Below are 25,312 nucleotides of genomic sequence, written 5' to 3'. Positions count from 1 at the left end.
GGTTAACATTCGGCAACGCGCACCGTGCCACCGAGGCAACGGAAAGCGAGCTGAGGGGGGCTTGGAAGCCGGATGCCGGTCAAGGTCAGTGTCATCGTCCCCGTCCACAACCCCGGGCCGTACATCGAGGACTGCGTCGCCTCGCTGCTGCGGCAGTCGCTGCCCGCCGACGAGTACGAAGTGATCTTCGTCGACGACGGCTCCACCGACGCCACCCCGGCGAGACTGGACCGGCTGGCCGCCGAGCATCCGCACATCCAGGTCGTCCACCAGCCGAACTCCGGCTGGTCGGGCAAGCCGCGCAACGTGGGGATCGCCGCGTCCCGCGGCGAGTTCCTGATGTTCGTCGACAACGACGACTACCTGGGCGACGAGGCCCTGGAGCGGATGTACGCCTACGGGGTGGCGCACCGGGCCGATGTGATCGTGGGCAAGATGGCCGGCAAGGGCCGCCCGGTACCGGTGGAGCTGTTCCGGCGCAACCACCCGCGCGCCACCGTGGACAGCGCCCCGCTCATCGACAGCCTCACCCCGCACAAGATGGTCCGGCGCGCTTTCCTGGAGCGCACCGGACTGCGCTTCCCCGAGGGCCGGCGCCGGCTGGAGGACCACGTCTTCGTCGCGGAGGCGTATCTGCGCGCGGACAACGTCTCCGTGCTCAGCGACTACGTCTGCTACTACCACGTGAAGCGGGACGACGCCTCGAACGCCGGCTTCCAGCCCTTCGACCCCGTCGGCTACTTCGCGAACCTCCGTGAGGCCCTGGACGTCGTCGAGCGGTACACCGAACCGGGCCCCCTGCGCGACCGGCTGCTGCGCCGCTGGCTGCGCGTCGAGATCGTCGACCGGATGAGCGGCCGGCGCCTGCTCGGCCTCCCGGACGACTACCGGCGGCAGCTGTTCCGGGAGATGCACGAGGTCGTCCTCGAACGGTTCGGCCCGGGCGTGGCCCCCGGCCTGCGCCCGGGGCAGCGCATCGTCGCCGCGCTGATCAGGGACGACCGGTACGACGACCTGGTCGCCCAGGCCGAGTGGGAGGCCGGGGTCGGCCCCGGGGCCGCGCCGACCGGCGTCGAGTGGCACGACGGCACGCTGCGGATCTCCTTCACCGCCGAGTACCGGCGGGACGGCGCGCCCCTGGCCTTCCCCGTCGGCGGGGAGGGCACCCCCGCGGCCGAGGCGCCCCGGGACCTGGCCCAGGCGGTGGCCTGGCTGGGCGCGGACGCCGTCGACGGCTTCGAGAAGGCGACCGTCGACCTCGTCCTGCGCGACCGCGCCAGCTCCGCCTCCTTCTTCCAGCCGGTGGAGGTCACCCGCGAACGGGTGCCGGCCGGCGACGGGCGCGTCCGGCTGGTGCTGCGCGCGACGGCCGACGTCGACCCGGGCACCGCGGCGGGCGGCACCGCGCTCCACGCCGGGCTGTGGGACGCGTACGTACGCCTCGGCCTCGGCGGCTGGACCAAGGAGTGCCGGCTGGGTCCGGTCCGCGGGCCGGACCGCCCCGCGCCGCAGGCCGGGATCGTCGCGGACCGCGTGGTGCTGCCGTACTGGACCAAGCGGCACGACAACCTCTCTCTGGACGTCGACCGGGCCGGCAAGGCGCTCGGCCTCGGCCGGCTGACGCCCGAGGACGCCACGGTCTCCGAGACCCATCCGCTGAGCGTCGCGCTGCCGCTGCACGTCCCCGACCGGGTCGCCGTCCTGGTGCGGCTGACCAGCACCGCGACGGGCGAGCGGATCCAGCGGACCGGGACGCTCACCCCGGCCGACGGCGCCCGCTCCCTGCTGGAGGCCGGGGTGCCGCTGCACGAGGTGCGGGGAGCCGCCTGGCGGCTGGAGGTGTGCCTCGCCCCACGGGCCGAGGCGCCCCGCTTCCTGCCGCTGCCGCTCGTCCTGCGGCCCGCGCGTACCGGTGGTGCCCTGCTGACCCGTCCCGCCGCCGCGGGACCGCTGCGCCGGCTGGTGCGCCGGGCACGCCGCGTCCTGGGCGCCGCCCTGCGCGGGACGACGTCACGGGCGACGGCAGCGCGAGAGACGACACGGAAGGCGTGACGGAGTGCGGGCACTGGAGATAGCGGACGCCTGGGTCCTGGAGCCCGAGGTCTTCCCGGACCACCGGGGCAGCTTCCACGAGTGGTACCGGGGCGCCGAGTTCCGTGCGGCCACCGGATACGACCTGAGCCTCGCGCAGGCCAACTGCTCGGTCTCCCGGCGGGGTGTGCTGCGCGGGGTGCACTTCGCCGACGTGCCGCCCGGTCAGGCCAAGTACCTGACCTGTGTGCGCGGGGCCGTGCTCGACGTGGTCGTGGACATCCGCGTCGGCTCGCCCACCTACGGCCGGTGGGAGGCGGTGCGGCTGGACGACGGCAACCGGCACGCCGTCTTCCTCGCCGAGGGGCTCGGCCACGCGTTCATGGCGCTCACCGACGACGCCACGGTGATGTACCTGTGCTCGGCCGGCTATGCGCCGCGGCACGAGCACGGAGTGCACCCGCTCGACCCCCGGCTCGGCATCGAATGGCCGCGGGACATCACGCCGGTGCTGTCCGAGAAGGACGCCGCGGCCCCCACCCTGGCCGAGGCGGAGCGGTCGGGACTGCTTCCCAGCCACGCGGACTGCTCCGCCCACTACGAGCGGCTGCGCTCCCGGCGGCTCAGCGGCTGACGCCGTACCGGGCCACCGCGCGGCGCAGCGGCTCCCAGCCGCGGGACCGCTTGGTGCCGCGGTTGCGGGCCGCCGCCAGCGGCGCCCAGAAGCCGGCCGACAGCAGTGCCTCGGGCCGTACGGCGGTGGTGCGGTCCAGGACCGACTCGGGCACCTTCTGCGGATCCGGGACCTGGAACTCGGCGACGATCTCGTCGTACCTGTCCTCGAGCACCGTGCTGGACGGGTCGGCCCCGAAGACCAGGAGCTGCCCGGTGGGGGCGGTGTCGACCAGGACCGTGACGAGGTCGGGGCGGTGGCGGCCCAGGATCTCGACGAGCTTGTAGACGTCACCGGTCCAGGCGTCGGTGTGCCGGTCCCGGGCCGCCTCGTCCACGTTGCGCGGCAGCATGTCGTCGAAGACGATCACGCCGGCCCAGTCCGAGTGCCGCTCGATGTTGATGAAGTCGCGCAGCGCGTACTCGAACAGGTGCATGCCGTCGATGAACGACAGGTCGAGGGTGGTGCGCCGCCAGTACCCGAACGGGCTGCGGTTGCGGGCGAGGTTGCGCAGCGGATGACGGCCGCCCCGCAGATGCGCGAGCGGGTTCTCGCGGGCGAAGAAGTCGTCGCTGGTCGCCCTGGCGAGGTGGACGTCGCAGCGGATCTCCGTGACCACCTTGAACGCGGGGTCGATCGCGATGCTGGGCACCCGGGACAGCGTCAGGCTGCGGCCGTCGTTGACACCGATCTCCAGGTAGTTACGGTTCGCGGTGACCTTGTGCAGCTCCCGCAGGAACTCGTGCCGTTTCACTGGGACATCTCCTTGCGGATGTGGGGCAGTGCTTCGTGCAGGGCCGGCCGCCAGTCGCGCAGCGGCTCCAGGCCGACCGACCGCCACCGGCCGTGTCCGAGGGCGCTGTAGGCGGGCCGGGGCGCGGGGCGCGGGAAGGCTGCGCTGCCGATGGAGCGCACCCGGTCAGGGTCGGCGCCCACCAGCAGGAACACCTCCCGGGCCAGTTCGTGCCAGCTGGCCTCGCCGGAACTGGTGGCGTGGAACACGCCGTGCGCGCCGCCGTCCTGGACGAGCCGGACGCCGAGGTCCACGATCCGGGCGGCCACGTCCGCGCTCCAGGTCGGCTGTCCGCGCTGGTCGTCGACCACATCGACGGTGTCCCGGCGGGCCTCCAGTTCGAGCATGGTGCGCACGAAACTGGATCCATGGACGCCGTACAGCCAGGCGGTGCGCACGACGGCGGCGGCGCCCGGGAGCGCGCCGAGCACCGCCCGCTCGCCGGCCAGCTTGGTACGGCCGTAGGCGGTCCGCGGGGCCGGGGGGTGGTCCTCGGGATAGGGCGTGGCGGGGACCGCTGCCGGCCGGGCCGGGTCCGGGGTACGGGGGTGCGTCCCGCCGTCGAAGACGTAGTCGGTGGAGACGTGGACCAGACGGGCGCCGTGGGCGGCGCAGGCGTGGGCGAGCAGGCGCGGCCCGTCGCCGTTGACGGCGAGCGCCCGGGCCTCGTCCGTCTCGGCGTCGTCGACGGCGGTGTACGCGGCGCAGTTGACGACGATGTCCGGGCGGTGTTCCGCGAAGGCCCGGCGCACCGACTCGGGTTCGGTGATGTCGAGTGCCGCGCGGTCCGGGCCCCGCACATCCGCGCCGCGCCGGAGCAGCTCCACGACCGTGTCCCGGCCGAGCATGCCGCCCGCCCCGGTGACCAGCCACCTCATCGCGCTCCCCGCTGTTTGAGCGGCTGCCACCAGGCGCGGTGGTCGCGGTACCAGGCGATCGTCTCGGCGAGGGCGGTGGTGAAGTCGCGCCGTGGACGGTAGCCCAGTTCGTCGCGGGCCTTGCTCCAGTCGACGGAGTAGCGCAGGTCGTGGCCCTTGCGGTCGGGGACGTGGTCGACCCGGTCCCAGCCGGCGCCACATGCCTGGAGCAGCAGCCCGGTGAGGTCCCGGTTGCTCAGCTCGGTGCCGCCGCCGATGTTGTAGACCTCGCCGGGGCGGCCCTTCGCGCGGACCAGTTCGATGCCCCGGCAGTGGTCGTCGACGTGCAGCCAGTCGCGGACGTTGCGCCCGTCCCCGTACAGCGGGACCCGCAGGCCGTCCAGCAGGTTGGTGACGAAGAGCGGGACGACCTTCTCCGGGAACTGGTGCGGGCCGTAGTTGTTGGAGCAGCGGGTGACCCGGACGTCCAGGCCGTGCGTGCGGTGGTGGGCGAGGGCGAGCAGGTCGGCGGATGCCTTGGAGGCGGAGTAGGGGGAGTTGGGGGCCAGCGGGTGGGTCTCGGGCCAGGAGCCGGACTCGATGGAGCCGTAGACCTCGTCGGTGGATATGTGCACGAACGGGCCGACACCGTGGCGCAGGGCCGCGTCCAGGAGCGTCTGGGTGCCGACCACGTTGGTGCGCACGAACTCGCCCGCCGCGTCGATCGACCGGTCCACGTGCGACTCGGCGGCGAAGTGCACGACCTGGTCCGCGTCCGCCATCAGCTTGTCGACCAGGCCGGCGTCGGCTATGTCGCCCCGCACGAAGCCGAGACGGGGGTGGCCGACGGGGAGATTGGTGAGCGTGCCGGCGTAGGTGAGCTTGTCGAGCACCGTGATCCGGGGCGCGTCCGGCGCGTCGGCGGCCAGGAGCGCGCGGACGTAGGCGGAGCCTATGAACCCGGCGGCGCCGGTGACGAGGAGATTCATGGGCGGATCTGCACCTTGCTGTGGTCTCCGAGGACGAGGCGGTGGGCGCTGGGCACCCGGGCCGTGGGGGTCACCTCGACATGCCGGCCGATCAGCGAGGACTCGATCCGGCCCACCCCGTCGATGGAGGAGTCCCGCAGCACGATGGAGAACTCCAGTTCGCTGCCGGTGATCCGGCAGTTCTCCGCGACGGAGGTGAAGGGGCCGACGTAGGAGTCGCGGACGACGGTCCCGGACCCGATGACGGCGGGGCCGACGATCCGGGAGTTCAGTATCCGCGCGCCCTCCTCGATCACCACCCGGCCGACGGTCTCGGACCGCTCGTCCACCTCGCCGTCGATGCGCCGTTCCAGCGACTCCAGGACGGTCCGGTTGACCTCCAGCATGTCGCCGACGTCGCCGGTGTCCTTCCAGTAGCCCTCGACGAGCGTGCAGCGCACGTCGGCGCGGGTGTCGATGAGGTGCTGGATGGCGTCGGTGATCTCCAACTCGCCGCGCCAGGAAGGCTGCACGGCGCGTACGGCCTCGTGCACCGCGGGGCCGAACAGATAGACCCCGACCAGCGCCAGGTCGCTCTTGGGATGCCGTGGCTTCTCTTCCAGGCCCACCACCCTGCCGGACGCGTCGAGTTCGGCGACGCCGAAGGAGCGCGGGTCGGAGACATGGGTGAGCAGGATCTGGGCGTCGGGGCGGCGCGTGCGGAACTCCTCGACGAGGGCGCTGATGCCGCCGACCACGAAGTTGTCGCCGAGGTACATCACGAAGTCGTCGTCCCCGAGGAAGTCCCGTGCGATCAGCACCGCGTGGGCCAGTCCCAGGGGCCGCTCCTGGGGCAGGTACGTCACCTTCAGGCCGAACGCCGAACCGTCGCCGACGGCCGCCTCGATCTCGGCGGCCGTGTCGCCGACGATCATCCCGACCTCGGTGATCCCGGCCGCGGCGATGGACTCCAGCCCGTAGAACAGGACGGGTTTGTTGGCCACCGGCAGGAGTTGTTTCGCCGATGTGTGCGTGATCGGGCGCAGCCGTGTGCCGGCGCCGCCGGAGAGCACGAGTGCCTTCATCTGCCACACCCTATAGGCGATTGCCCGAATAGGACCTTTGTTTGCCTTGCCGGTTCATTACGACGACACGTCCTGGGTTCTACGGGAACCTTTCGGAAGGGTGGAATCCGGCTGGGCGTACGGTCCCTGACACCGGGGCGACGGTGTCAGTTTCCCTCGGGTTCCGCCGCCTCCCGCTGCACCTCGGCCTCGACGTCGGTCAGCGACCGCCCCTCGTCGCGCGCGTACTCGCTCAGCGCGGTCTGCAGGTCCCGGGCCAGGTCCCGCCAGGCCCGTACGGCGGTCTCGTAGGTGTCCGCCTGAGTGGGGGTCAACTGGGCCTCGGCCGGGGGGCCGTAGGTGTCCCGCAGTTCCTGGACCTGGGCGTGGGCGGCGTCGGCCGCGCGCTGCTTGGCGACGAGTTCTCCGAAGGTGTGCGACACGGCATGGACCCTAGGCACGGCTCACGCGCCCCGCCCCCGCGACCTGCCGGGCGGGGCCCGCACCGGTACCCGTGTGGCGGTCAGCCGCCGAGCACGAGTTCGGCCCACACCTGTTTGCCGCCGCCCGCCGGTACCGTCCCCCACGCCGCCGCCATGGCCTCCACGAGCAGGATGCCCCGGCCGCCGGTGGCCTCCCAGCCGAGGCTGGTGGGTTTGACGGGGGTACGCGGCGAGGCGTCGGCGACGGCGACGCGGAACCGGTGGTTGATCAGCGTGAGGCCGAGGCGGACCTGGCCGTCGGTGTGCACGAGGGCGTTGGTGACCAGTTCGGAGACGACGAGGAGCACGGCGTCCCTGGCGTCGGCGGGCACTCCCCAGGACCGCAGGGTGCGCAGGGTGAAGCGGCGGGCGTGCCGCACGGCCTCGGGCACCCGCCACACGGTCCAGCTCTCGCGTCGCGGGCGTACGGCCATGCCGTCGTAGCGCATGAGCAGCAGCGCCACGTCGTCGCCGCGGTGGGCGCCGCCGAGCAGGGCGTCGGCGACCTGGCCCAGGTCGGCGGGGTCGGCGACGGCCAGCCGGCGGGCGAGCCGGTCAAGTCCCACGTCGATGTCCTCCTCGGCGGACTCCACCAGGCCGTCGGTGGTCAGCGCGAGCAGGGTGCCGGGCTGCAGCGGCAGCGGGGTCATCGGGAAGTCGGCCTGGGTCACCACGCCGAGCGGGGGTCCGCCCGCTGCCTCCACCACCTGTGTGCCGCCGTCCGGGTGACGCAGCACCGGCGGCAGGTGTCCGGCCCGCACGCACCAGGCCGCGCCCTCCTCCATGTCGACGTCGACGTAGCAGCAGGTGGCGAAGAGGTCCGTCCCCATCTCCGTCAGGAGCCGGTTGGCGTGCGAGACGACCACGTCGGGCGGGTGGCCCTCGGCCGCGTAGGCGCGCAGCGCGGTGCGCATCTGGCCCATCAGGGTGGCGGCGCCCGCGTTGTGCCCCTGGACGTCGCCGATGACGAGGGCGACGTGGTTGTCGGGCAGCGGGATCACGTCGTACCAGTCGCCGCCGACCTCCAGCCCCGCGGTGGCGGGCAGATAGCGGGCGACGGCGACCGCGCCGGGCAGCCGGGGCAGCCGGCGCGGCAGCAGGGTGCGCTGCAGCATGCCGACCAGCTCGTGCTCGGCGTCGAAGGCGTGGGCGCGCGTCAGGGCCTGGCCGGCCAGGCCCGCGCAGGCGGTGAGCAGGGCGCGCTCGTCGGGCCCGAAGTCGTGCGGGCGGTCCCAGCCGATGAGGCAGGCGCCGGCCATGCGCCCGCCGGCGGGCAGCGGCAGCACGGCCAGGCCGCCGGGCCCGACCTCGGCGAGGGCGGGTTCCAGGGCGGTGCCCGCGGGCCGGATCTGGGGGCGGCCCTCGCGCAGGGCCGCGGCGAGGGTGGGCATGGAGCGCACCGGGGCGTCGGGCCACTCGGTGCGCCACTCCGTGCGCCACAGCTCGGGCCAGGCCTCGGGTTCGGGCGGGTCGAGGACGGTGACCACGAACCGGTCGTTCTCCAGCTCGGCGAGGGCGATCCGGTCGGCCTTGAGCGGTTTGCGCAGGGCGGCCACGACGGCCTGGCCGACGTCCCTGACGGTGCCCGCGGTGGCGAGGGACGCCGCCAGGCGCTGCACGCGGGCCACGTCGGTGACGTCGGAGCGGAGCGTGGAGGCGTCCGCCACGGTGCCGACGAGCCGGGCCGGGCGGCCGTCGCCGCCGGGCAGCAGCCGGCCGCGCAGCCGGAGCCACTTCGGCGGGCCGGAGGGCTGCAGGACGCGGAACTCCAGCTCGCGTTCGCCGACGGACATGTGGTCGGGCTCGACGACGGACATGAGCGAGGGCAGGTCCTCGGGCACGGTCAGGCCGAGCAGTGTCTCGACCTTGCCGTCGAAGGTGCCCCGGCCGATGCGGAACAGCTCCAGGATCCGCTCGCCGACCTCGACCCGGCCGGTGTCCATGGCCAGGCTGAAGGCGTCGGCGGGCAGCTCGCCCGTCTCCTCGGGGCGGGCCGGGTCGGGCAGGGCGATCGCGGCGGCGACCAGGGCGAGGCAGGCGCGGTCCGTGCCGTCGAAGCCGCCGGGGTTCTCGGTCGCGGCGAGCAGCACGCCGTCGCCGCCGTGCACCGGGAGGGCGGCCACGCAGAAGTCCGGGGACGGGGTGCGCCGCGCCTCGGGCGAGCCGGCCAGCTCGTCGGGGCCGAGCCACCGCGGGTGCCCGGTGCGGTGGGCCTCGGCGGCGGGGGAACGGCCGGGGACGGGATAGCTGTCGCGCAGCCCGTACAGCGTGCGCGGGAGCCCCGCCGACTCGGTGAGGCAGAGCCGGGCGCCGTCGTCACCGAGGGTGTACAGGCCGGCGAAGGCGGCGCCGGCGAGGACGAGGGCCTGTTCGAGGACGCGGCGGAGCCGGTCGGTGGTCCGGGGGTCGGCGGCCAGCGTTCCGAGGGCGGCTTCGGCACGCTCCGTCCTCGTTCTGCGTACCGCAGCGCCCTCACTGACCACGTCCGCCATTACAGCGCTTATGGGGCGTCCGCGCAGCCCCTGCGACCGCTCCCGGAAGCCGCCCACACCGGGTACGCCGGGCCCACACACGGTTTCCGGGACCGGCCACGGGACAGCGCAGCACGAGCACCCCCGGTTGACGAAGAGCGCCGGGCCGGGAAGAGCGGCGCCTCAGCGATGGTGACCCGGCAGGAAAAGAAGGCGCCTCAGGGGACGGTAACCGGCAGGGAAGAGCGGCGTCTCACGGACCGTGACCGGCAGGAGGGGCGGCGTCCGACGGACCGTGACCGGCAGAAACGACGGCACTCGACGGACGACGACCGGCCGGGAAGAGACGACGGCTGGCGGACGACGACCAGCAACAGCGGCAGCGCCTCACGGACAGCGACCGGCCGGGAAGAGCGGCGCCTCACGGAGGTGACCGGCAAGAGGGGCAGCGGCTCAGGGACGGCGACCTGCGGCGGGGTGGGACCGCGCGGAGGGCGACCCGCCGGGAAGAGCGGCGCCTCAGCGACGGTGCCGGCAGGAGAGGCGGCGCCTCACGGACAGCGACCGGCCGGGAAGTGCGGCGTCTCACGGGCGGTGGCCTGCGGCGGGTGAGACCGGCCGACGGGGGCGGCGCGCCGCGCGGGCTCCGGCGACGGGCGGGCGGCGCACGGGGCGCTCGGGAACGCCCCGAGTGTCGTGCGTACGCCCTCTCGCCCGCCGCTCACCATGGACGCCGCAGCGGGGTCGGGGCGGCCACCGCGGCTCGGCTCACGTCGCCGCCCGCGGACGCGGTACCACCCGCCCGGGGTCCCGTCCGTGGCATCTGCCCCCACGGGCGGCGCTCGCCGTGCGCCGGGCGCCGCCACGAGGCAGCCTTGAGCCTTGGGATGCGCGGCGCGCCGCGCGAGGAGGTGGTCGCCGTGTCCGACGGGCGGACGCCCCCGCAGGCCGCGGCCGATGCGTGGTCCGGCCGGCCGCTGCTGTCGCTGTCGCTGGCCGCGATGATGGAGCACGTCAAGGCCCACTCCGGCGCGGTCTACCTGCTGGCCCCGGACGAGCCCGTGCTGGAGATGGCGGTGATGGCGGGGCTGCCCCGGGCGTTCGCGGCGCCGTGGGAGCGGGTCGGGCTGAGCGCGCCGGTCCCGGTGTCCGAGGCGGTCCGCGAGGGCCGGCTGGTCTGGGTGGGCGGCGAGGAGGACATGGCCCGCCGCTACCCGCGGATCTCCATGGTCCTCCCCTACTCCTTCGCCCTGGCGGCGCTGCCCCTGGCGACGGCCGACGCCACCTACGGCGCCGTCTACGTGACCTGGCCGGGAGCGCATCCACCGGAGCTGTCGGACCGGGAGCGGGAGCATCTGACGCGCGCCTGCGACCTGCTCGCGGCACGGCTGGAACAGGCCGCGCGGGCGAACCGCGCCACGCCGCACGAGCCCGACCTGCTGGCGGCGCCGTTGCCGGACCTGGCGGGCACGCTGGGGACCGTCGAGGCGGCGCGGATGGTGGCCCGGCTGCCGTACGGGCTCGTGGCGCTGGATCTGCACGGCCGGGTGGGCTTCGCCAACGCCGCGGCGGCCGAACTGCTCGGCGCCGTCGCCGAGGATCTGCTCGGCACCCATCTGTGGGCCTCGGTGCCCTGGCTGAACGATCCCGTCTACGAGGACCGCTACCGGGCGGCGCTGATCAGCCAGCACATCACCTCGTTCGTGGCGCTGCGCCCGCCGGGCGACTGGCTGTCCTTCCGGCTCTACCCGAGCACGACCGGGCTGAGCGTGCGCATCAGCAGGGCCCGCGCGGTCGCGGAGATGGCGCCGCGAGCGCCGCGCAACGAGAGCCCGTCCCGGCTGGTCACCATCTCGCAGGTGCTGAGCCTCGCGGGCTCGCTGACCGAGGCGGTCGGCGTGCAGGACGTGGTGCAGCTCGTGGCGGACGAGATCTGCCCGGCCGTGGGCAGTCAGGCCCTCGTGCTGCTCGGCTCCCAGGCCGGGCGGCTGCGTGTGCTGGGGCACCGCGGCTACCCGGACACGCACATCGTCGAGCAGTTCGACGGCCTGCCGCTGACGGAACGCACCCCCGGCACGCACGCGCTGCGGAGCGGGCTGCCGGCCTTCTTCGAGTCGCGGCAGCAGCTGGAGCACCTGTACCCGAACCGGCACGCGCCCCCGGACGGCTTCGCCGCCTGGGCCTATCTGCCGCTGATCGCGTCCGGGCGGCCGGTGGGCACCTGTGTGCTCGCCTACGCGCAGCCGCACGCCTTCCCCGCGGACGAGCGGGCCGTGCTGACCAGCCTGGGCGGGCTGATCGCGCAGGCCCTGGAGCGGGCCCGGCTCTACGACACCAAGAACCAGTTGGCGCACGGGCTGCAGGCGGCCCTGCTGCCGCACTCGCTGGTCCGGCTGCCCGGTATCGAGGCCGCCGCCCGCTATCTGCCGGCCACTCAGGGCATGGAGATCGGCGGCGACTTCTACGATCTGGTGCCGACCCGGCCGTTCGCGGCGGCGGTGATCGGCGACGTCCAGGGGCACAGCGTGACCGCGGCCGGGCTGATGGGGCAGATCCGTACCGGGGTACGGGCGTTCACCACCGGGGGCCAGTCGCCCGAGGAGGTCATGAGCAGCACCAACCGGCTGCTCATCGACCTGGGGGCCGAGCTGTTCGCGAGCTGTCTGTATCTGCGGCTCGACCCGGCGCGCGGGCGGGCCGTGATGGCGCGGGCGGGGCATCCGCCGCCGCTGCTGAGACGGCCGGACGGCCGGGTGCGGGTGCTGGACCTGGCCGGTGGTCCGCTGCTGGGCATCGACGCGGCGGCGACGTATCCGAGCACGGAGGTCGGGCTGGCCCCCGGTTCGCTGCTGGCCCTCTACACCGACGGCCTGATCGAATCGCCCGGCATCGACATCGAGGACGCCCTGGCCGATCTGGGGGAACTGCTCGCCACGGCGGGTGATCAGCCGCTGGAGTACCTGGCCGACGAGGTCGTGCGGCACAGCATGGCGGCGCGCGAGCGGGCCGACGACGTGGCGGTGCTGCTGCTGCGGGCGCGCGGTGACGGCTGAGCCACGGCCGGCACGCGACGCGGCCCGGCCCTCCCGCCGGAGGGCCGGACCGTCCACCGTCGACCGGAACCGCGGGTAGGCCGATCAGTGGTTCCTGGAGCGGGACGCGCCGGCGTGCGCCCCGGTGCCGGACTGGTCGTCGGTACCGGACTGCTCACCGGTACCGGACTGGTCGCCCGCGCCTGGCTGACCGCCGCCCATCGCGTCGCCCGCGCCGGACGGGTCGTCCGCGGGGGCCGACGGGTCGGCCGCGCCGCCCGCCCCGTCGCCGCCGACCCCGTCGCCGCCCGCCTGCTCGCCGCCGCCGTTCTGGTCAGCCGCGCCGCCGGCGCCGAGTGTCGCGCCGGTCGCCTGGAGGGCGGTGGTCACCGGCTGGAAGAAGGTCTCGCCGCCGCTGGTGCAGTCGCCGCTGCCGCCGGAGGTGAGACCGAGCGCGCTGCCGTCCTGGGTGAACAACGGCCCGCCGCTGTCGCCGGGTTCGGCGCACACGTCCGTCTGTATCAGGCCGGTGACGGTGTCCACGCCACTGGGGTCGGTCTCGCTCTGGAAGTTCACGGTCGCGTCCAGCCCGGTGACCGTGCCGTCGCGCAGACCGGTCGTCGAACCCATCCGGAGCACCGCCTGGCCGACGGTGGCCTCGGCGGCCTGGGCGATCTGCACGCTCTGCCCGCCTCCGACGTTCACCTCGCTGGGTGCCTGCGTGGTGGCGTCGTCGTAGGTGACCAGCGAGAAGTCGCCCTCGCCTGGGAAGGTCGCCTGGTCCACGGTGGCGATCGGCTGACCGGTCTCGGAGTCGGACCAGTTCTCGGCGGCGACCCCGCAGTGACCCGCCGTCAGGAAGGCGGGACTGCCGTCGGACGCGGTGACGTTGAAGCCGAGGGAGCAGCGGACGGCGCCGCCCTGCACCTGCGAGAAGACGGCGTCACCGCCCGAGACGAAGGTCTTGAAGGTGCCCGCGGACTTCTTGATGGTGGCCATGCCGGAACCGAGGCCCTGGACGGTCGACTCCAGTCTGTCCCACGCGGCGCCGGTGACCGTGCTGTCGGCGGTGACCTGGATCCGGTTCGTCCGCGGGTCGACGGCCCAGGAGGTGCCGGGGATGGTCGCCTCGGTCCGCAGCGTCCGTGCGGCGGACTGCAGTTGGGCCGTGCTGTTGTCGACCTGACGGACGACCGCGCCGGCCTTCTTCGCCTGGACGATCACGTTGTTGTCGCCGCTGACCACGTTGATGACGAGCTGCTGGCTGCCGCTGTCGTAGTAGGAGCCGGCGAAGGCGTCGCCGAGCAGGCTGCTCAACTGCGCGGCGAGGTCCGAGGCGTCGGCCGCCTTCAGGGTCCGGGGGGCCGCGCCGGCGGCCTCGTCGTCCTGGGACGCGTTGGCGTTCGGCAGCAGGAGGGCCGCCGCGCCGAGCGCCGCGACACCACCCACCGCGATCGCGGCCTTGCGCTTCGGAATTCGCTTGTGACTCAACCTTCTCGACCTCCTGGGGACGGGGTCTCTGCCGCTGTCGGGCAGTTGAACGGGGGTGCCTGGCTGGCCCTAGGTACGGACGGGTCGTGCGGCGCGTTCAAACACATCCGCCAACTCGCCGTACGCATGGGCGAATCGGCCACGCGGCGCGGGCCGCCGGGCGCGCCCGGGAACAATCCCCCATAGGACGATGACCACCGCCGAAACCGACAAGATCCACTCCGTCGGCTTCGCGCCCCGGGTGCTCGCTCTCGGACTGTCGGCCGAGGCGGTGGGCGAGAACCGTGCCGCCTGGCGTCCGCCCTGGTCGAAGCGGCTGCCCCGGGAGGGCGGCGGACCGTCGGGCGGGCGCTGGCGGCCGCCGCCGGCACCGCGACGGTGATCGCCCTCTCGGCGGCGCGCGGCGCCTTCGCGCCGATGGCGTCGGTGCGGCAGCCGACGTCGTTCCGGCGGGCGGTGCCGGGTTCGGATGTCCTGATCGCGACGGTGCCCACCGAACCGGCACGCTCGGTGTCCGGCCGATCACCATCCGTTCAGGACGGCCGGCCGAATCCCCGGTTCAGGGAATCTGCACATCGATTGCCCAAGCGGGTCACGGGAACCAGCGGATCTGCACAATCGCGCGCCCCCTCTCGCGCCTTTGGCGCGGAGTGCCGGAATCCGCGCGGCGGGTGCAAGTGCTCCTGTGCACCGATGCCGTGCCGCATGTGAAGGAGTCGCCGACAAGCCGTGCCCGCACCTGCACCGCACGAGCCCGTGCACGGCCCAACTGCCCTGGTGGGAAAGGCGATTGATTGGAAGGGCGAGCCGCGTGCGTGCTTTGATCCAACGCACCGCGGGGGTCCTGCGGGGCTCCCGGAGACGGGCGCCCGGCGCCCGTGGCCGCGGCCGTCCCCAGAGGGGGCCGCTCTCCCCCTTGTGAATATCCGTACGAAGGGAATTCCCACATGAACTCCACCCCCCAGGTTGAGACCGCCGAGATCTCCGACGCCGAGCTGGACAACGTCTCCGGTGGCCTCGCGCTGAACGCCGTCGGCACCGTGACCGGCCTGGTGGACGGCGTCGTGCCGGTCTCCGGCCTGGTCAACACCGCCGTCGGCACCGTCGAGGGCATCACCGGCCTGAACACCCAGCCGGTCACCAACCTGGTCGCCGGTCTCTGATCGCACCTGGTTGCCGCCGAGTCCCGGAGCCGTCCGACGGCTCCGGGACTCTCCGGCGTTGCGCAGTCCGCCGTGCCCGAGTCTCCTCGCAGGTGAGGGAAGTTCCGTGCAGTTCCGCCAACAGGCCCTCGCCAAGCTCCAGTCGCCGGAGGAGCTGGACCTTCCGGTGCGCCTCGCCCGCCCGCAGGGCTGGCTCGCGCTGTCCGTCACACTCGTCGTGCTGGCGGCGGCCGCCGTGTGGGCGGTGACCGGCTCGGTCGCCTCCACGGTCGGCGCGCCCGCCATCCTCACGCACGGGCAGGGCAGTTACATCCTGCAGAGCCCGGTCGCGGGTCAGGTCACCGCCGTCCTTGCCCGGCAGGGCGAGCGGCTGCCCGCCGCGGCGCCCGTGCTGAAGGTCCGTACGAGCAAGGGCGATTCGGTCGTGCGCACGGTCGCGCCGGGCCGGGTCACCATGCTCGCCGCCACCATCGGGCAGATCATCGGCACCGGCGCGAACGTCGCCGCCGTGGAGAAGGTCGCCCGCGCCTCGGACCCGCTGTACGCGACGGTGTACGTGCCCGCCGGGAACGCCGCCGCCATCCCGGCGAAGGCCCCCGTCGACCTGACCGTGTCGTCGGTGCCCACACAGGAGTACGGCGTGCTGCGCGGCCATGTGAAGTCGGTGGACCGCACGGCCCAGTCCGCCCAGTCCATCGCGGCCTTCCTCGGCGACAGCCAGCTGGGCGAGCAGTTCACCCGCGAGGGCCGCCCGGTGGCCGTCCTGGTCACGCTCGACAGATCGGCGACGAAGAGCGGTCTCAGCTGGTCCACGTCCGGCGGGCCACCGTTCGGGCTCGACTCCATGACCCTCGCCTCCGCCTCGGTCAAGCTGGCCGACCAGCGTCCCGTCGATTGGCTGCTGCCGTGAGCACGACCCAGGAATCCCGTGGCCGCCGGCGCGCCGCTCCGCCGAAGCGGCCGGTCCCCAAGCCCGCCGGCGGCGCGGTCCGCACCCCCTCGGTGCTCCAGATGGAGGCCGTCGAGTGCGGCGCCGCCTCCCTCGCCATGGTCCTCGGTCACTACGACAGGCATGTGCCGCTGGAGGAGCTGCGCATCGCCTGCGGCGTCTCCCGCGACGGCTCGCGCGCCTCCAATCTGCTGAAAGCGGCCCGGAGTTACGGTCTGACGGCCAAGGGCATGCAGATGGACCTGGCCGCGCTCGCCAAGGTCGCGGCACCGGCCGTCCTGTTCTGGGAGTTCAACCACTACGTCGTCTACGACGGCATGGGCCGCCGCTTCGGCCGGCGCGGGGTGTACATCAACGACCCCGCCAAGGGCCGCCGGTTCGTGCCCATGGAGGAGTTCGACGGCAGCTTCACCGGCGTGGTGCTGGTGATGGAACCGGGCGACGGCTTCAGCAAGGGCGGCCGCCGTCCCGGTGTGCTCGGCGCGATGCCGGCCCGGCTGCGCGGCACCGCGGGCGCCCTGCCCGCCGCCGTGCTGGCCAGCCTGCTGCTGGTCGCGGTCGGCGCGGCCGTGCCCGCGCTCAGCCGCACCTACATCGACATGTTCCTCATCGGCGGCCAGACCTCGCTGCTCGGTGTGCTGTTCACCTCGATGGCCACCTGTGTGCTGCTCACCCTGGTGCTGACCTGGCTCCAGCAGGCCAACCTGCTGCACGGCCGGATCATCTCCTCCACCCTGTCCAGCGCCCGCTTCCTGCGCCATCTGCTGCGGCTGCCGGTCACGTTCTTCTCCCAGCGCTCCCCCGCCGACCTGGTGCAGCGGCTGCAGTCCAACGACCAGGTCGCCGAGACCCTCGCCCGCGACCTCGCGGCGGCGGGCGTGGACGCCGTCGTGGTCGTGCTGTACGCCGTGCTGCTCTATACCTACGACCCGCAGCTGACGTTCGTCGGCATCGGTGTGGCGCTGCTCAACGTGGTGGCGATGCGGCTGGTCGTACGGCTGCGCGCGACCCGCACGGCGAAGCTGCGGGCGGACACCGCGCGGCTGACCAACACGTCGTACACCGGGCTGCAGTTGATCGAGACGATGAAGGCGACCGGCGGCGAGGACGGCTACTTCCGCAAGTGGGCCGGGCAGCACGCCACCACGCTGGAGGAGCAGCAGCGGCTCGGGGTGCCGAGCGCGTGGCTGGGGGTGGTCGCGCCGACGCTGGCCACCTTCAACAGCGCGCTGATCCTGTGGATCGGCGGTATGCGGGCGGTCGAGGGCCATATCTCGGTCGGTCTGCTGGTCGCGTTCCAGGCGCTGGTGGCCCGCTTCACGGCGCCGCTCACCCGGCTCAACGGCGTGGCGGGCCGCATCCAGGACTTCGCGGCCGACGTGGCCCGGCTGAAGGACGTGGAGAACTTCCAGGCCGATCCGCTCTACGCCAGGCCGGGCTCCGGCGACTCCACGCGCCGGCTGCGCGGGCACGTCGAGCTGGAGAACGTGACGTTCGGCTACAGCCCGCTGGACAAGCCGCTGTTGAGCGGCTTCGACCTGACCGTGGGCCCGGGGCAGCAGGTGGCCCTGGTGGGCGGCTCCGGCAGCGGCAAGTCCACCGTGTCCCGGCTGATCTCGGGCCTGTACGCCCCGTGGGACGGCGTGATCCGCATCGACGGCCGCCGCCTCGAGGACATTCCGCGCGGGGCGCTGGCCTCCTCGGTCTCCTTCGTGGACCAGGACGTGTTCCTCTTCGAGGGCTCGGTCCGGGACAACGTGGCCCTGTGGGATCCCTCGATCCCGGACGAGGCCGTGGTGGAGGCGCTGCAGGACGCGGCCCTGTACGACGTGGTGATGCGCCGCCCGGGCGGCATCCGCAGCAGGGTCGAGCAGGACGGCCACAACTTCTCCGGCGGGCAGCGCCAACGCCTGGAGATCGCACGGGCGTTGGTGCGCCGGCCCAGCATCCTGGTGCTGGACGAGGTGACCAGCGCGCTGGACGCGGAGACCGAGCTGGTCGTGATGGACAACCTGCGCCGGCGCGGCTGCGCCTGCGTGGTGATCGCGCACCGGCTGAGCACGGTCCGCGACAGCGACGAGATCGTGGTGCTCCAGCACGGCACGGTCGTCGAGCGCGGGCGGCACGAGGAACTGGTGGCGCGCGCCGGCGCGTACGCGGCACTGGTGCGGGAGCGATGAGATGACGCCTGGTCAGGAGGGGTACGAGGGCGACCTCGTGCTCGGTGCGCTCGGCTCGCTGGGCACGCGCGTGGACTGCGCCGGCTTCAACCGTGTCGACCTGGAAGGCCCGCAGGTGCTGTGGCTGGTCGCGGCCGGCGCCCTGGACCTGTTCGCGGTGGACGCCGCGCAGCAGGGCCACTGGCACCACCTCGGCCGGCTGGAGGCGGGCGCGCTGCTGCTCGGTCCGGTCACCGGACCCCAGCACACCCTGGTGGCCCGCCCGGTGCGGGACTGCGTGGTGCACCGGATCAACCTGCGCGAGCTGTACCAGCCCGCCGGCACCGAGACCTGGGCGTACGACGAGTACGGCACCCCGCAGTACGTCCCGCCCGCCACCAGCCCGCTGGAGTACGCGGTCGCCCTCGGCGTGGGCCGCGGGCTGTCCGTCCTCTTCCAGGCGCCCATGGCCGAGCAGCGCGCGGCCACACCTGGGGGTCCCCCCGCCCGCGTCATGTCGAGCGTGGGGGAGGACGACGATGTGTTCTGGATGCAGGTGCCGCCGGGCAGCGTGCAGTACGGCTCGCTGTACGGCGCCGAGGCCGCCGCCGATCTGCTGATGGACCCGGCGCTGTGGCAGTCCGTGGTGGACCAGCAGTACCGGCTGCTGACCGCCCTCGACCGGTGGATCGAGCAGCTGGAGCGCACCCATGAGACGCGCGCGGCCGCCGGCATCAAGGCCGGTGAGGAGGTCCGGGCCCGCGCCGACCGGACGCTGCTCGCCGCCATCGGCAAGCGCTCGGCCCGCCGCACCACGGCCGCCGACGCGGACGCCGGGTACGCGGCCTGCAAGCTGGTCGCCGAGGCGGCCGGGATCAGGCTCGCCGAGCCCGCGCAGAGCGGCACCGAGAGCGACCGCCTCGACCCGGTGGAGCGGGTGGCCCTCGCCTCCCGGGTGCGCACCCGGACCGTGCGGCTGTACGGACCCTGGTGGCGGGAGAACGTGGGCCCGCTGGTCGGGCACCGGGCGCTGTCGGGGGCACCGGTCGCGCTGCTCTGGCGGCGCGGCGGCTATGTGGCCGTCCATCCCGGCACCGGCCGCGAGACGCCGATCGAGAAGGCGAACGCCGAGGAGTTCGAGCCGCGCGCGGTGATGTTCTACCGGCCGCTGCCCGACCGGGGTCTCTCGCCGCTCGGCCTGCTGCGGTTCAGCCTGCACGGCACCCGCGCCGATCTGCTCGGGCTGCTCCTCGCGGGGCTGGTGACGGTGGCCATCGGCGCGCTGGTGCCGATCGCGACCGGCAAGGTGCTCGGCGAGTACGTACCGAAGGCGCAGACGGACCTGATCGTCCAGGTCTGCCTGGCCGTGCTGGTGAGCGGTGTGGTGGCGGCGGCGTTCACGCTGCTGCAGAACCTGTCCGTCCTGCGCCTCGAGGGCCGGATCGAGGCGACGCTCCAGCCCGCCGTGTGGGACCGGCTGCTGCGGCTGCCCACCCGTTTCTTCACCCAGCGCTCCACCGGTGAGCTGGCGAGCGCGGCCATGGGCATCAGCGCGATCCGCCGGCTGCTGGCGGGCGTCGGTCCGGTGGTCGCGCAGTCGGTGACGATCGGCGCGATCAACCTGGGCCTGCTGTTCTGGTACAGCCCGTCGATGGCGACGGCGGCGCTCGGCATGCTGGTCGTCATCGGGACCGTGTTCCTGGGGCTCGGGCTGTGGCAGGTGCGCCGGCAGCGGCAGCTGGTGGTCCTCGGCAACAAGCTGAACAACCAGGCCTTCCAGACCCTGCGCGGCCTGCCCAAGCTGCGGGTGGCGGCGGCCGAGAACTACGCGTACGCCGCCTGGGCGCGGGAGTTCGCGCGCAGCCGGGAGCTCCAGCAGAAGGTCGGCCGGATCAAGAACGTCTCGACGGTGCTGGGCGCGGTCTATCTGCCGGTGTGCACGCTGCTGATGTTCATGCTGCTGGCGGGCCCGGCGCGGGGCACGATGTCGGCGGCGGACTTCCTCACCTTCAGCACCTCGGTGACGATGGTGCTGACCTCGGTCACCCAGCTGACCGGCTCCTTCGTCTCGGCGGTGGCCGCGCTGCCGCTGTTCGAGGAGATCAAGCCGGTCCTGGAGGCGACCCCCGAGGTGCGCTCGGCGAGCACCCGGCCGGGCCCGCTGTCCGGCGCCCTGGAGACCCGCCGGCTGTCCTTCCGGTACGCGGACGACGGGCCGCTGGTCCTCGACGACGTGTCGTTCGAGGTGCGGCCGGGCGAGTTCGTCGCCGTCGTCGGCCCGAGCGGGTGCGGCAAGTCCACCCTGCTGAGGCTGCTGATCGGGTTCGACCGGCCGGTCTCGGGCAGTGTGCTGTACGACGGGCAGGACCTGGCGGCGCTGGACCAGTCGGCCGTGCGCCGCCAGTGCGGGGTGGTCCTCCAGCACGCCCAGCCGTTCACCGGGTCGATCCTGGACGTCATCTGCGGCACCGAGCCGTACACGCCGGAGGAGGCGATGGCGGCGGCCGAGCTGGCGGGGCTCGCCGAGGACATCAAGCGGATGCCGATGGGGCTGCACACGATCGTCTCCGGCGGCGGCGCGGTCTCCGGCGGCCAGCGGCAGCGGCTGATGATCGCCCAGGCCCTGATCCGGCGCCCGCGCATCCTGTTCTTCGACGAGGCGACCAGCGCCCTGGACAACGACACCCAGCGCACGGTCATCGAGAGCACGCGCAAGCTGAACGCCACGCGCATCGTCATCGCGCACCGGCTGTCGACGGTGCTGGACGCGGACCGGATCATCGTGATGGAGGACGGCCGGATCACCCAGCAGGGCCCGCCCGCCGAGCTGCTCGCCGACGCCCGGGGGCGGCTGCACGAGCTGGTGCGGCGGCAGCTGGCGTGAGGGGTCAGCCGAGGCCGGGCACGGGTGCGCCGGAGGGGACCCCGGCGGCGAGGTAGGCGGCGTAGAACTCCTTCCAGGGTGCGCTCGCCCCGGCGTGCGGCCCGGTGAAGGCCTCGCCGCGGGCCATCGCGTCCAGCGCGGCGAGGCACACCTCCCAGCCGGCACCGTTGCGGGCGGCCGTGTTCTCCTCGCCGAGGACGTTGGTGAGGGTGAACCGGGTGCGCCGGTCGGCGGTCTCCGCCAGGTCGAAGCGCAGCTCGTCGCCGCCCCAGTCGAAGGACAGCCGCCGGGGCGGGTCGACGGCGAGCACCCGGCCGGTGGACTCCGGCATGTGCGGGTCGCCGCTGAACCGGATGGTGCCGCCGGACCGCAGCTCGATCTCGGCGTGGGACGGGAACCACTGGGGCAGTTCGGCGGGGTCGGTCACGAACCGCCAGACGCGGTCGATCGGTTGGTCGTAGGTGCGGCTGAAGCGGACGGCGGGGCGGCCGTCGGTCAAGGTCACATAGGTTCCGGTGAGTTCGGCGGACATGGTGGATCAGCCCTTCGGGGTGGCGGGTTCCCTGCGCACCTTGCGGTGCCGGGAGGTGCTGGGCCGGCGCAGACCGCACACCTCCACGATCTCCCCTGCGGGCCGCGGGCGCTCCAGGAGCGGCGCGCCGCCGGCCCGGTGTCGGCCCCGCGACGGCCCCGCGCTTCAGCGAAACGTTGCCGTTTCGCTCACCGTGGTCTAGCCTCGATGTGTACGAAACAGTTTCGTTTACCTTCTCTTTGCTCAACCCGGACGACTTCCCTGGAGTGGCTCCCCGATGTCCCAGAAGACCCTGACCGACGGCGCCGTCGCGGGCGCCGTGGCGGCGCCGCCCGCGACGCCCCCGGCGCGACGCTGGTGGATCCTCGCGATCGTGGCCGTCGCGCAGCTGATGGTGGTGCTCGACGCCACGATCGTGAACATCGCCCTGCCGTCCGCCCAGGCGGACCTCGGTTTCTCCGACGGCAACCGGCAGTGGATCGTCACCGCGTACGCGCTGGCCTTCGCCTCGCTGCTGCTGCTCGGCGGGCGCATCGCCGACCTGTTCGGCCGCAAGCCGGCCTTCCTCGTCGGCGTCGTCGGCTTCGCCGCCGTCTCCGCGCTCGGCGGCGCCGCGAACGGCTTCGCCATGCTGGTCGCCGCCCGCGCCCTGCAGGGTGCCTTCGGCGCGCTGCTCGCGCCCGCGGCGCTGTCGCTGCTCAACACCACGTTCACCGACGCCCGGGAGCGGGCCCGGGCGTTCAGCGTGTACGGCGCCATCGCCGGGGCCGGCGGCGCGGTGGGGCTGCTGCTCGGCGGTGTGCTCACCGACGCCCTCGACTGGCGCTGGACGCTGTACGTCAACGTGGCCATCGCGGTGGTCGCCTTCATCGGCGGTTCGATGCTGCTGACCAACCACCGGGACGCGGCGAACTCCAAGCTCGACGTGCCGGGCACGATCCTGGTCGCCACCGGTCTCTTCGCCATGGTCTACGGCTTCTCCAACGCCGAGACGCACGACTGGGGTTCGCCGCTGACCTGGGGCTTCCTGGTCGCGGGCGGTCTGCTGCTGGCCGCGTTCGCCTGGTGGCAGACCCGCGCCGCGCACCCGCTGCTGCCGCTGCGCATCCTGCTCGACCGCGGCCGGGCCGCCTCGTTCATCTCGGTGCTGATCACCGGCGCGGGCATGTTCGGCGTGTTCCTCTTCCTCACCTACTACCTCCAGCTCAACCTCGGCTTCAGCCCGACGAAGACGGGTGTGGCGTTCCTGCCGATGGTGGGCGCGCTGATGGTGACCGCCCAGCTCGGCACCACGGTGCTGCTGCCCCGGTTCGGCCCCAAGGCCGTCATCTCCCTGGGCTTCGCCGTCGCCGCCGTGGGCATGGCCTGGCTGACCGGCATCGGGATCGGCTCCAACTACGCCACCACGGTGCTGCCGCAGCTGATCGTGACCGGCGTGGGTCTCGGCCTGGTCATGCCCCCCGCCATGCAGCTGGCCACCGGCGGGGTCGCCGCCGAGGACGCGGGCGTGGCGTCCGCGACCGTCAACGCCATGCAGCAGGTGGGCGGTTCGATCGGCACGGCCCTGCTGAACACGCTCGCCGCGAGCGCCGCCACCGACTACCTGGCCGGCCGGGACGCCACCAGCAAGGCGGTCCAGGCTCAGGCGACCATCGAGAGCTACACGACCGCCTTCTGGTGGTCGGCCGGCCTCTTCGCCGCGGGCGCGCTGATCGCGCTGCTCCTGTTCCGCCGCGGTGCGCAGCAGAACGCCGACGCGGCGCCGGTGGTGCACATGTGATCCACGCCCGGGCTCCACGGGGCCGCTGACCGGAGCAACCGAGCCGAGGGGCCGCCGTCCGCAGGGAGACGGCGGCCCCTCACCGCTGCCCGCCGCGGGCACCAGGGGGCGGCACGTCATGGCCAGGGTGGTCTCGACGGCCGCCTCGCCCTGATGGTCGCCGGCCTCGGTGTCCGGCGGGTGATGTGTTCCCGGGGCGGCGGCCGGCCCCACTCCGGCCGCCGCCCCCGGGCGGGATCGCCGTTCCGCGCGCGGGTGCCCGCGCTCCCCACTCGCGGGCCCTTCCGGCGGCGCGGCGAGCGGCGATCCCGGTCTCTCAGAACGCGAAGACGCCGGCCCCGTGGGCGTTCTTCACGCACGCGTTGGCGAAGGTGCGCTCGGCAAAGACGCGTCGGCCCTGCCAGACCCCCTCGGCCGTGACCACCACCGGGTCGTACTCCCTGGTGCACACCGCGTCCTCGCGCGGCGCCAGGGCGGCGAGGTCACCGCCGGCGAGCCCCAGTTCGGCGCAGGCCAGGGCCGCGGCAGGGTGGCTGCCGGACGGCGCGGGCGCACAGGTCAGGGTGACGGCCCGCTCCGGGGTGGCGAGGGCCGCGCTGTAGCCGCGGCCGACGGTGAGCACCAGGGCCGAGGGGGCGTACAGCGACGCCGGGGTGGCGCCGGGGGAGGCGACGGCGGCCCCGGTCAGGGGTCCGCAGACGGCGGCGGCCGTGAGGCCGAGGGTCGCTGCCCAGCGCGCGGTGTTCCGCATTGTGTGCATCCTTCCGCTCGATTCGACGAGGGTGCCGTCCGGCCCGGTCGGTGCCGCGGCGGCGAGCGCGAGTCTGCCGAGTCCACCGCCGGAACTCACATCCGACCCGCGGCTTTCAGTAACCTTGCGTATTGAATCAGTGGCGTGAAGTGACGGTGGTGAGGCCGTCCACGCCCGCAACGTGGCTGTCCTTGATCGGCGTACGCCGCCGACTGGCCGGTTTCCGGTGCCCCGGCAAACGTCCTGAAACACTCCGGTTCCGCTCTCGGCGGACAGCGCCAGGGGGCTCTTGCGCTCCCGCGCCGGTGGAGTAATCGTCATTACATGCTTACCGCAGAACAGCTGGAGAAGCTGCGCGGCTGGTTCGCCGGCCGCGTCCCCGAGGATCTCTTCACGGAGCTGGTCGAGGTGACCGCCGACCGCGAGGAGATCACCGTCATCGGCCGCATCCCCGAACCCCGGCTCGCCGAGGGCACCGCGGACACCGAGCGGGCCGCCGCCGTCGAGGGCCGCATCCAGGAGTTCCGGGAACGCACCCGCCAGGCCCGGATGGCGGTGGCCGGCGAGGCCGAGCACCGGTTCGGCAGAAAGGTGTCCTGGGGCGTGGAGTGCGGCGGCCGGCGGGCCCTGTTCACCCATGTCGCCGCGCCGGTGATGACCCGGCTGCGGCAGCCCGAGCGGCAGGTCCTCGACACACTGATCGCCGCGGGAGTGGCCCGCAGCCGCAGCGAGGCCCTCGCCTGGTGCGTACGCCTGGTCCAGCGCCACACCGACGACTGGCTCACCGAACTGCGCGCGTCCCTGGAACACGTCCAGCGGGTGCGCGCCCAGGGACCCGACACCGAGGAGGCGAACGGCTCGCCCGCCGCCGACACGGCCGAAGGCTGAGACCCCGACCGGCTGAACGTGGCGGCCGCCCGCGAGGTGTCGCCCGCCCGACCGCCAGGGAAGAGGCCCGCTCCCCCGGCGGACAGGAGTCCACCGGGGAAGCCGCCCGCCGGTCCCGGGCGGGGCGGGTCCGGTGAAGTCCGCCGCGGTTCGGCAGCGCCCTGAAGGGGCGCGGGGAACTGCGCGACCAGCCACGACGGTGCCGCAGCCGACCGACGGCACAGCGCGGCACTTCCAGCGGAGCGCCTAGGGCCTCTCGTTTGGATCATGCCGGGCTCGCGGGCCCTGGCACCGCGCCTCGCGGCGTTGTCGTCGGTTGTCAGGGCTCCGCCCTGCCGCCCTCC

At 73.6% G+C, this 25,312-nt stretch carries 19 protein-coding genes; 10 read left to right on the top strand and 9 right to left on the bottom strand.

What is annotated here, in order from left to right:
- Positions 1–72: 72 nt before the first annotated feature.
- On the top strand, positions 73–2,052 hold the full coding sequence (locus CTZ28_RS11275; protein ID WP_121889160.1) for a glycosyltransferase family 2 protein: 1,980 nt from the start codon (positions 73–75) through the stop codon (positions 2,050–2,052).
- Between the two features lie 4 nt (positions 2,053–2,056).
- Positions 2,057–2,665 (top strand): dTDP-4-dehydrorhamnose 3,5-epimerase, encoded by a 609-nt coding sequence (gene rfbC, locus CTZ28_RS11270; protein ID WP_121889159.1) that lies wholly within the window; start codon positions 2,057–2,059, stop codon positions 2,663–2,665.
- On the opposite strand, the gene CTZ28_RS11265 is transcribed toward rfbC, so the two are convergent.
- The 6 genes from CTZ28_RS11265 to CTZ28_RS11240 all read right to left on the bottom strand — a co-directional run bounded on the left by CTZ28_RS11265 (position 2,655) and on the right by CTZ28_RS11240 (position 9,360).
- Positions 2,655–3,458: a class I SAM-dependent methyltransferase gene (locus CTZ28_RS11265; protein ID WP_121889158.1), complete on the bottom strand. Its 804-nt coding sequence runs from the start codon at positions 3,456–3,458 to the stop codon at positions 2,655–2,657. The two genes, rfbC and CTZ28_RS11265, sit on opposite strands and share 11 nt — an antisense overlap.
- Positions 3,455–4,375, bottom strand: coding sequence for a dTDP-4-dehydrorhamnose reductase (gene rfbD / locus CTZ28_RS11260; protein WP_121889157.1), 921 nt, complete (start codon positions 4,373–4,375; stop codon positions 3,455–3,457). Before rfbD ends, CTZ28_RS11265 begins: the two co-directional genes overlap by 4 nt.
- Positions 4,372–5,343: a dTDP-glucose 4,6-dehydratase gene (gene rfbB / locus CTZ28_RS11255; RefSeq protein WP_121889156.1), complete on the bottom strand. Its 972-nt coding sequence runs from the start codon at positions 5,341–5,343 to the stop codon at positions 4,372–4,374. Before rfbB ends, rfbD begins: the two co-directional genes overlap by 4 nt.
- Entirely contained in the window at positions 5,340–6,407 is a 1,068-nt protein-coding gene (locus CTZ28_RS11250; RefSeq protein ID WP_121889155.1) for a glucose-1-phosphate thymidylyltransferase, read from the bottom strand. Before CTZ28_RS11250 ends, rfbB begins: the two co-directional genes overlap by 4 nt.
- Before the next feature lie 146 nt (positions 6,408–6,553).
- On the bottom strand, positions 6,554–6,829 hold the full coding sequence (locus CTZ28_RS11245) for a hypothetical protein (RefSeq protein WP_121889154.1): 276 nt from the start codon (positions 6,827–6,829) through the stop codon (positions 6,554–6,556).
- An 80-nt stretch (positions 6,830–6,909) separates the two neighbouring features.
- Entirely contained in the window at positions 6,910–9,360 is a 2,451-nt protein-coding gene (locus CTZ28_RS11240) for a SpoIIE family protein phosphatase (protein WP_121889153.1), read from the bottom strand.
- An 890-nt stretch (positions 9,361–10,250) separates the two neighbouring features.
- Between CTZ28_RS11240 and CTZ28_RS11235 the strand changes: the two genes are divergently transcribed.
- Positions 10,251–12,392: a SpoIIE family protein phosphatase gene (locus CTZ28_RS11235; protein ID WP_398655746.1), complete on the top strand. Its 2,142-nt coding sequence runs from the start codon at positions 10,251–10,253 to the stop codon at positions 12,390–12,392.
- Between the two features lie 84 nt (positions 12,393–12,476).
- Here the strand turns inward: CTZ28_RS11235 and CTZ28_RS11230 are convergent, their stop codons facing one another.
- The gene (locus tag CTZ28_RS11230) at positions 12,477–13,862 is read right to left on the bottom strand and encodes a S1 family peptidase (protein ID WP_183154343.1); all 1,386 of its coding nucleotides are present in this window, start codon (positions 13,860–13,862) and stop codon (positions 12,477–12,479) included.
- A gap of 190 nt (positions 13,863–14,052) precedes the next feature.
- Here CTZ28_RS11230 and CTZ28_RS49500 point away from each other — a divergent pair, with 190 nt between their 5' ends.
- From CTZ28_RS49500 to CTZ28_RS11205, 5 genes are all read left to right on the top strand, one after another.
- Complete coding sequence (locus CTZ28_RS49500; protein ID WP_121889152.1) at positions 14,053–14,244, top strand: hypothetical protein; 192 nt, start codon at positions 14,053–14,055, stop codon at positions 14,242–14,244.
- Between the two features lie 565 nt (positions 14,245–14,809).
- The gene (locus CTZ28_RS11220) at positions 14,810–15,025 is read left to right on the top strand and encodes a type A2 lantipeptide (RefSeq protein ID WP_121889151.1); all 216 of its coding nucleotides are present in this window, start codon (positions 14,810–14,812) and stop codon (positions 15,023–15,025) included.
- A 106-nt stretch (positions 15,026–15,131) separates the two neighbouring features.
- Positions 15,132–15,935, top strand: a complete 804-nt coding sequence (locus tag CTZ28_RS11215; protein WP_121889150.1) for an HlyD family efflux transporter periplasmic adaptor subunit — start codon at positions 15,132–15,134, stop codon at positions 15,933–15,935.
- Positions 15,932–18,154 (top strand): NHLP family bacteriocin export ABC transporter peptidase/permease/ATPase subunit, encoded by a 2,223-nt coding sequence (locus tag CTZ28_RS11210; RefSeq protein ID WP_121889149.1) that lies wholly within the window; start codon positions 15,932–15,934, stop codon positions 18,152–18,154. The genes CTZ28_RS11215 and CTZ28_RS11210 overlap by 4 nt, the downstream gene beginning before the upstream one ends.
- A gap of 1 nt (position 18,155) precedes the next feature.
- Positions 18,156–21,017, top strand: a complete 2,862-nt coding sequence (locus CTZ28_RS11205; RefSeq protein ID WP_121889148.1) for an NHLP bacteriocin export ABC transporter permease/ATPase subunit — start codon at positions 18,156–18,158, stop codon at positions 21,015–21,017.
- A 4-nt stretch (positions 21,018–21,021) separates the two neighbouring features.
- Here the strand turns inward: CTZ28_RS11205 and CTZ28_RS11200 are convergent, their stop codons facing one another.
- Entirely contained in the window at positions 21,022–21,549 is a 528-nt protein-coding gene (locus tag CTZ28_RS11200; RefSeq protein WP_121889147.1) for an SRPBCC family protein, read from the bottom strand.
- 277 nt (positions 21,550–21,826) lie between these two features.
- Between CTZ28_RS11200 and CTZ28_RS11190 the strand changes: the two genes are divergently transcribed.
- Positions 21,827–23,329, top strand: coding sequence for an MFS transporter (locus tag CTZ28_RS11190; protein ID WP_121889146.1), 1,503 nt, complete (start codon positions 21,827–21,829; stop codon positions 23,327–23,329).
- Positions 23,330–23,645: 316 nt separating this feature from the next.
- Here the strand turns inward: CTZ28_RS11190 and CTZ28_RS11185 are convergent, their stop codons facing one another.
- Positions 23,646–24,080, bottom strand: a complete 435-nt coding sequence (locus CTZ28_RS11185; protein WP_121889145.1) for a subtilase-type protease inhibitor — start codon at positions 24,078–24,080, stop codon at positions 23,646–23,648.
- Positions 24,081–24,404: 324 nt separating this feature from the next.
- On the opposite strand from CTZ28_RS11185, the gene CTZ28_RS11180 reads away from it, so the two are divergent.
- Positions 24,405–24,968, top strand: coding sequence for a hypothetical protein (locus CTZ28_RS11180; protein ID WP_121889144.1), 564 nt, complete (start codon positions 24,405–24,407; stop codon positions 24,966–24,968).
- The last annotated feature ends 344 nt before the right edge of the window (positions 24,969–25,312 follow it).

This window comes from Streptomyces shenzhenensis, assembly GCF_003688995.1.
Classification (GTDB): domain Bacteria; phylum Actinomycetota; class Actinomycetes; order Streptomycetales; family Streptomycetaceae; genus Streptomyces; species Streptomyces shenzhenensis_A.
The sequence above is the reverse complement of the archived record's forward strand: the minus strand, read 5'-3'. Positions and strand labels throughout refer to the sequence as shown.